Source organism: Bacillus canaveralius (assembly GCF_002860125.1).
Lineage (GTDB): Bacteria > Bacillota > Bacilli > Bacillales > Cytobacillaceae > Bacillus_BJ > Bacillus_BJ canaveralius.
In genome coordinates this window covers 38067-44716 of record NZ_PGVA01000016.1, presented here as the reverse complement: position 1 = coordinate 44716, position 6650 = coordinate 38067, and the positions used below count along the sequence as shown (strand labels likewise).

9 protein-coding genes are annotated in these 6650 nt (G+C 39.3%); 2 read left to right on the top strand and 7 right to left on the bottom strand.

The window, feature by feature from the left end:
* Window positions 1-56: 56 nt before the first annotated feature.
* The 4 genes from CU635_RS08530 to CU635_RS08515 form a co-directional block, all read right to left on the bottom strand.
* Window positions 57-284 (bottom strand): hypothetical protein, encoded by a 228-nt coding sequence (locus tag CU635_RS08530; protein WP_101576877.1) that lies wholly within the window; start codon window positions 282-284, stop codon window positions 57-59.
* A 55-nt stretch (window positions 285-339) separates the two neighbouring features.
* Entirely contained in the window at window positions 340-807 is a 468-nt protein-coding gene (locus tag CU635_RS08525; RefSeq protein ID WP_101576875.1) for a UPF0158 family protein, read from the bottom strand.
* Window positions 808-945: 138 nt separating this feature from the next.
* Complete coding sequence (locus tag CU635_RS08520; protein ID WP_101576873.1) at window positions 946-1461, bottom strand: GNAT family N-acetyltransferase; 516 nt, start codon at window positions 1459-1461, stop codon at window positions 946-948.
* 63 nt (window positions 1462-1524) lie between these two features.
* Entirely contained in the window at window positions 1525-1785 is a 261-nt protein-coding gene (locus CU635_RS08515; protein WP_245917386.1) for a hypothetical protein, read from the bottom strand.
* Window positions 1786-2015: 230 nt separating this feature from the next.
* On the opposite strand from CU635_RS08515, the gene CU635_RS08510 reads away from it, so the two are divergent.
* Window positions 2016-2342, top strand: coding sequence for a cyclic-phosphate processing receiver domain-containing protein (locus CU635_RS08510; protein WP_101576871.1), 327 nt, complete (start codon window positions 2016-2018; stop codon window positions 2340-2342).
* 470 nt (window positions 2343-2812) lie between these two features.
* Entirely contained in the window at window positions 2813-3568 is a 756-nt protein-coding gene (locus tag CU635_RS08505) for an AAA family ATPase (RefSeq protein WP_101576869.1), read from the top strand.
* Window positions 3569-3579: 11 nt separating this feature from the next.
* Here CU635_RS08505 and CU635_RS08500 read toward each other — a convergent pair whose 3' ends face one another.
* The 3 genes from CU635_RS08500 to CU635_RS08490 are packed head-to-tail and all read right to left on the bottom strand — an operon-like array spanning window position 3580 to window position 6643.
* On the bottom strand, window positions 3580-4320 hold the full coding sequence (locus CU635_RS08500) for a sulfite exporter TauE/SafE family protein (protein ID WP_101576866.1): 741 nt from the start codon (window positions 4318-4320) through the stop codon (window positions 3580-3582).
* 3 nt (window positions 4321-4323) lie between these two features.
* Complete coding sequence (locus tag CU635_RS08495) at window positions 4324-5688, bottom strand: amidase (RefSeq protein ID WP_219619914.1); 1365 nt, start codon at window positions 5686-5688, stop codon at window positions 4324-4326.
* Entirely contained in the window at window positions 5681-6643 is a 963-nt protein-coding gene (locus CU635_RS08490) for a carbon-nitrogen hydrolase family protein (protein ID WP_180955067.1), read from the bottom strand. Before CU635_RS08490 ends, CU635_RS08495 begins: the two co-directional genes overlap by 8 nt.
* Window positions 6644-6650: the final 7 nt, after the last annotated feature.

Genomic DNA, 6650 nt, shown 5'->3' with positions numbered 1-6650 from the left:
TTGATTTTTATTCCATTTTTTCATCCTTGACTTTTTCATAGATTTTTTGTGCAACGCTAGTGAATGGAAATAGACTTTTCATAGATTTTCTCGCTTTCATACCAGCTTATCTCCATCCATTTAGTGGGATTGTCGTTACTTTTTAGACAAGTGGTATGAAAGTTTACATATTTATGATAAATCTCTGCTGCTTTTTCTTGAATTTCAATAAACTCTTGTTCTTTTCCTGTTTCAATATGGTACTGGTATACTTTTACAAACACAAACTCCCACCATCCTTGCAATTTACTTTATCTCTTGCAAAATTAACATAGGATTTCGAAGCGACTCATTTCAGCTTTAATCGATATACTGCAGATCATGATGCTGACACCATTCGATTGCGATTTTTTTAAATTCTTCATCTCGAAAGGAATACCATTGATCCTCAATTCCAAAATCATGAATTTTATTCTTAAATCTCCTAAAGGCACCTTTTCCATCAATAGCATCAAATAATCTGTCTTGTATTCTTTTATCTTGTACTGAATAGCAAAAGTCTTCCATAATTCTATATTCATTAATATCATTTTTTGTTGGAAGTTCTATATATTTTTCGTCATTCCCAAGGACATCAATCGCAATTTCCAGTTCCTCCTGCTGCCATTCGGATAAATTCTCGAATGAGTCTAATTCTTCAGCATCCTGGAAGTTTTCATGAGATACGGAAATTACTTCACCAGTCTCTTTATTTAGAAAAGTATATGTATCATCAAACTGCATATCAATTCCTTCAATAACATCTCTAAGCTTAATTTTAGCGCTCATGATTATTTCCTCCGTTATTATTAGAACTTCACATGAAACCCACGTTCATACACATTTTCAGAAACCAAATACATTATTTCTATCAAGATTGATTTTAAAACAAATACAGATTATTTTCCATTTCTCTTCTCCAAGTATTCAGCTAAAAAAAGCGTCCGGATAAGTGAGTTCACCATGGACTTTATTAAGTTCCCCGACCTTCAATTCACAAACCATGAAAACCTCATCGGGGACATCAAATTGCCTTAACTCCAACCGATACTTTCTCGCCGGTTTAAATCCGAACTTAGGATAATAATCCGGGTGGCCGATTAATAAAACCAATCCGTAGCCCAGGCCCTTGCATCTTCGCAGTCCTTCCTGCATCAGCTTGGTTCCGATCCCTTTCTTTTGGTATCCAGGCCTAACTGCTATTGGTGCAAGAACAATCACTTCATATTCTTGATTTGGATTCTTTACTTTAGCTTTGCTTAAGAGGATATGGCCGGCGATTTCTCCTTTTTCTTCTGCGATGATCGACAATTCCGGAACAAATTCCTCGGATAACCGGATTCTTTCGATCAGTTTGGATTCATCGTCTCTCTCACCAAAAGCAAGATAATTTAATTGGTAAACCTTTTTATAATCACTGGCTTTTTCTGTTCGGATATTCATTGTCACTCAACTCTCTATATTTCAATTAAAGTATTAAACCTAAAACAGGGGGAAGCATTAGCATCAAAATAGAATCGTTAACAATAGATTCGAAGTTTTTACCGGAAGTTTTTCTCTGCCATTTCCAGAATACCAGCCAGAAAACTGCCATCTATTTCGATACAAAACAAAAAGCAATATTAAGATGCCCAAAACACCCATCCAGTTATAATCGTCTACGTTAATCCCCGTACTCGCATATACATTTATTAACAGCTCCGTCATGATACCGCCCAGAATAAAAAATATAAAAACAATTCGCAGCAACTCCAACAGAATTTTCATTCTTCTTCCCCCAATAATGTCCAATACATATTTTACTATAAACAACCAATGATCTATGAGAATAAATCCGTAAATTTTCATAAATTAAAAAATTACTTTGTACCTATTTACGAAGCTGGAATCAATTGGTATTCCTACCTTTTTTCTTGCTTATTATTGCTGGAGTACCAATTAACACTATGAATATGTGGTAAAATATTCGTAATCCGAACATAGAGGGAGGTATGGTCATGAAAATAAGTGTGTTTCTTGATGATTACCGGCCTTGTCCACCAGGATATATTTTGACCGATAATATTGATGAATGTCTCAACCTGTTAGTGCATTTTCATGTCGAACATTTGTCGTTGGACCATGATCTGGTCAATAAAACGAGAAACGGGTTAAAGCTTGTGCACTTAATGGTAGAGTACCAGCTGTTCGCAGAACGCATTACGATTCACTCCGCCAACTCCGTCGGTGGTAAAGCCATGTATCAGTTTTTAAGAGAAGCACAAAACGACCTCAAGATGCCTCACACCATCAAAATTATCTTGCGCCCCTTGCCTTTACATTAAGGTCTGGCAGATTTGACCCTCTGACGATAATCCTTTTCACCCTGTCCAGACCGTCCCTCAGCCTAATGACCAAATCGCTTTCTACGTTTCGCTTAAATAAACTCGCATTTCGCTTAATTATTATTTTTTCCGCTTAAATAATCGTATTTCCGCTTAATTATTCAAGTTTCCGCTTAAATCCCGGGAATTTCCGCTTAATTGATCCTCTCAACATTGACGGGCAGGCTTAGAATTTCTTGAACTCCCTTTAAATAAGGCTTGTGCCAATGGCGGAATGCTGGTCCAACTAAAACAAGTGTAAAACAAGCTGAATCTGATGAAAAAACACACAAAAACCCCCCCTTTTTGTCTCCAAACAGGGGGGTTATAATCGAACCTTCCATTTAAAAATTCCAACAGAAATAAATGTTTCCACTTCTTTAATCTGATAAAATATAGAATAAAGATCATCAGTTAAGCGGGGTAATTGTATGGATCACTTACATTCCCAATATGTTAGAGGCATTAAATTGAAAAGAGATAAAGTTCCTTCATTTAATGACTATCCTTTTAATCTCCCAAGCATTCATTCATTAACCGAACTATCTCTCCATCCAAATGTCACTTTCATTGTCGGTGAAAATGGGGTGGGCAAATCAACCTTTTTAGAAGCCATTGCCGTTTCGCTCGGATTTAATCCAGAAGGAGGTTCGTTGAACTTCAACTTCACCACTTATGACTCTCATTCCGTTCTCGAACATTACCTTAAAGTGATAAAAGGCGTATTGCGGCCCAAAGATGGCTTTTTTCTTCGAGCGGAAAGCTTTTATAATGTCGCTTCCAACATAGAAAAAATGGACAGTGAACCAGCACCCGGCCCCCGGGTAATTGACTCGTTTGGCGGAGTTTCACTCCATGAACAATCACATGGCGAAGCTTTTTTTTCGACCTTCACAAATCGTTTTCGCGGCAACGGCATTTACATTTTGGATGAACCTGAGGCGGCCCTTTCACCAATCAGGCAATTATCGATGATCGCAAGGATCCATGATCTGGTGAACGAGAATTCTCAGTTTATCATAGCGACCCATTCCCCGATCATCATGTCTTATCCATCCTCCAAAATATTTGAGCTTAGCGAGGACGGAATCAATGAAACAGCCCTGGAAGAAACCAATCACTACAAAATCATGAAACAATTTTTCGATGATAAAAATAGGCTGCTTCATCATTTGTTATTGGATTAAGCTTTTCCATTTCATAGAAAATTGATTAGTAATATGATCGCACTTGCAATCGGAGTAATAACCATTCCGTATCGCAATAGAACTTGGGGAAGTTTCTTGGTTAACTTCGCTCCAATGTAGGTCCCAACTATCGTTCCAAGAGCTACTTTTAAAAACAACAGAGTGTCAAAATAGCCGTTTACGATGTAGCCAGCAGATGCGAACATCGAAATGGGTACAATAACCAACATCGTAGTTCCTGCGGCGAACCGCATTGGAAAATGCAGCCATTTTATGAGTGACAACTGGATAAAGGGAGCTGCACCGATCCCGAAAGTTCCTGAAATCAAGCCATTACCGAGCCCGATTAGGCTATAGCCAAGAACCGCCGGATTTGTTCTCTCTTCCTCAACCCTGATGTTCACTCTAGTTTTTAACCAAAGAAGTACTGCTGAAATGACTAACACTGTCATTGTAAAAAACATCAGCACATTCGGGTCTATGAACACGGTCAATCTGGTCCCAAAGAAAGCACCAATTCCCCCGAACAAACCGACAATTAAGCCTTCTTTTAAATATAGATTCCCTTCTCGAAAGTGACTCCAACTTCCTGACAATACGCTAAAGAACATGACAGATACGGCAGTGCCTAATGCGGTATGTACGGGGATATGGAAAATCGTCACAAGTATAGCAATGATAAAACCGGAGCCCCCAGCTCCAACAAATCCCAACACGAACCCTAACAATAGCATCGTTACAATCAATAACATCTTTTACCTAAGCATCTCAGGTGTTTTCATATGCCAATCCGTTTCCTTTTGAAAAAGAAACCCGGCATCTATTAGCTTTTGCTCGTGCATCGGACCGGCAACTAGCTGCATTGCCATTGGCAGATGATTGATTTGTGTGTATCCAATAGGAATGGTCAGAGTTGGGACACCTGCATTTGTAAATGGAAGATTGTAGGCAGGTGATCCTGTTTCTGAAATCCCTTTTGGTGCGGGTGTTGGTGAGGCTGGGGTAATTAACAAATCTACATCTTTAAAGAGTTCGGTCATTTGTTCTCTAAAAATAGATCGGATTCGTTGCGCTTTCAGATAATCATTTGCTTTAATTTGTAAGCCTTCTTTAATAAACTGCTGTAAATAGGGACCGAAAAGGGCCGGTTCTTTCAAATATTTATCTGCATGATAATGGGCTGTTTCCGATTTCATCACGATGTGTTGAGCAGCGTTGGCCGCTTCCAAACTGCCGGGCAAATGAATAGAAATCGTTTTAAAACCTATGTTCTGAAGCACCTGAATCGCGTCTTCGATAGACTTTTGCAATTCACCATCAGTGTCTTTAAAATATTCATCTATTACAATGCCGATCTTATAGTCTTTCTTTTCCCGTAAGCAGAGATCTTGTTTTGGCAATGTCCAAGTGGATGAATCATGTTGGTCCGGCCCGGAAATTTCATTATAGACAAGGACTGTATCCTCAACCGTTTTTGTAAAAGCACCTATATGATCCAAGCTCCAGCTGGCGGGTATCACACCGGCCTTGCTTATTCTTCCATAAGTTGCTTTTAACACTGTCAAGCCATTATAGGCAGCCGGTCTTGATAATGATCCGGCTGTTTGGGTCCCCAATGCCATTAAAGTCATACCTGCAGCCATGGCTGCTGCCGAACCGGAGCTTGATCCGCCAGGCGTGTGGTTTAAATTCCATGGATTCCTAGTTTCCGGTGGGCCTCCCCAGTTAGCAAATTCTGTCGTCGTTGTTTTGCCGAGTAAAATAGCCCCTGCATCAGATAATTTTTGAACCACGGTAGCATCCTGATCAGGTGTAAATCCTTTTAATGCCTTTGATCCGCCTTCAGTGTTTATTCCTTTCGTATAAATGATGTCCTTTGCTGCATATGGAATACCATATAGCTGTGAAAACGTTTTAAACTGATTCACTTTGTGCTCTAACTCTTTTGCTCTTTCAATAGCGCGGTCTTTTTCAATTGTTACCCAGGCTCTTATGGTTGGCTCTGCCTGTTCGATCTGTTCTAAATATAATGAAACCAGCTCAGTTGGGGATATTTGTTTTTCTCTTAATAATCGGTGGGCATCTGCAATCGTCAAGGAAAACATAGACGTCTTAATCAATTGTAACGACTCCTTTCGGTCCAAAAAGCGGAACTGTCTCTCTCTTAATTTCATATTTTCTTACTTTCTGAACTTCACTCGAATAAGAATGATATAAATCTCCTTGTAAAAAATCCAAAAAGTTTAACCTATTCCTTTGTTCTTCTACTTTTTTACCATCGATTTCGAGGATAATGTGCTTCCAAGGTTCACTGTCTAAATGAGGTTGCACAGCATTTCCGCTTGGATCAAAGGCACAGCTTAACCCAAAGAATCGTGATGTTAACTCCCGGCCTTCAGCTTTAAGTGTTTCGTCTCCTGCCTTATTAACCCCGACAACATAGAGGCCATTTTCTCTGGCTCTGGCCTGGCACTCGGAAAGCCATGCTGCCTTTCGCTCTTCTCCTCCGGCTGCTGTTGGAATGATGATTAATTCTGCCCCCTGCAACGCGAGAGCCCTGGCAGCTTCTGGAAAGGAACGATCGAAACAGATGAGAATACCAACCTTATAGCCTTTTACATCAAAAACAGGAAATTCAGTTCCCCTCTTAAAATAACGAGTTTCATCCGTTGTTAAAGTTGGGAGTGCCAATTTTGGAATATGTGTCTTCCGATAACTGCCGATATATTCTCCTGCATCAGAAATCATAATTGCCGTATTATAATAGCTAGTGTTTTGATCATCTGCATATTTTTCAAATATGGTAATCACAACATACACACCCGAATCTCTTGCTTTTTGAGAAAAAAATGTAAACGTTTCGCCAAGTAAAGGTTCTGCTAATTCAAAAAAGCTTTGATCATCTATCGGGCAAAAATAAGGAGTCGTCATTAGCTCGGGGAAAACGACCAGGTCTGTTCCTGGATTATCGTGAATAGCATGATCAAATTGAGCAGCCAGCATTTCAAGACGATCAGTATAACTTTCTCCATTTAAATTGGGACCACTTTGCAGTCCAACTATTGTTAATTTCATAACTAGA

Coding starts and splice junctions, on each gene's coding strand:
- CU635_RS08525 (WP_101576875.1), bottom strand. CDS start 807: ATGAGCGCTAAAATTAAGCTTAGAGATGTTATTGAAGGAATTGATATG.
- CU635_RS08505 (WP_101576869.1), top strand. CDS start 2,813: ATGGATCACTTACATTCCCAATATGTTAGAGGCATTAAATTGAAAAGA.
- CU635_RS08500 (WP_101576866.1), bottom strand. CDS start 4,320: ATGTTATTGATTGTAACGATGCTATTGTTAGGGTTCGTGTTGGGATTT.
- CU635_RS08490 (WP_180955067.1), bottom strand. CDS start 6,643: ATGAAATTAACAATAGTTGGACTGCAAAGTGGTCCCAATTTAAATGGA.
- CU635_RS08510 (WP_101576871.1), top strand. CDS start 2,016: ATGAAAATAAGTGTGTTTCTTGATGATTACCGGCCTTGTCCACCAGGA.
- CU635_RS08520 (WP_101576873.1), bottom strand. CDS start 1,461: ATGAATATCCGAACAGAAAAAGCCAGTGATTATAAAAAGGTTTACCAA.
- CU635_RS08515 (WP_245917386.1), bottom strand. CDS start 1,785: ATGAAAATTCTGTTGGAGTTGCTGCGAATTGTTTTTATATTTTTTATT.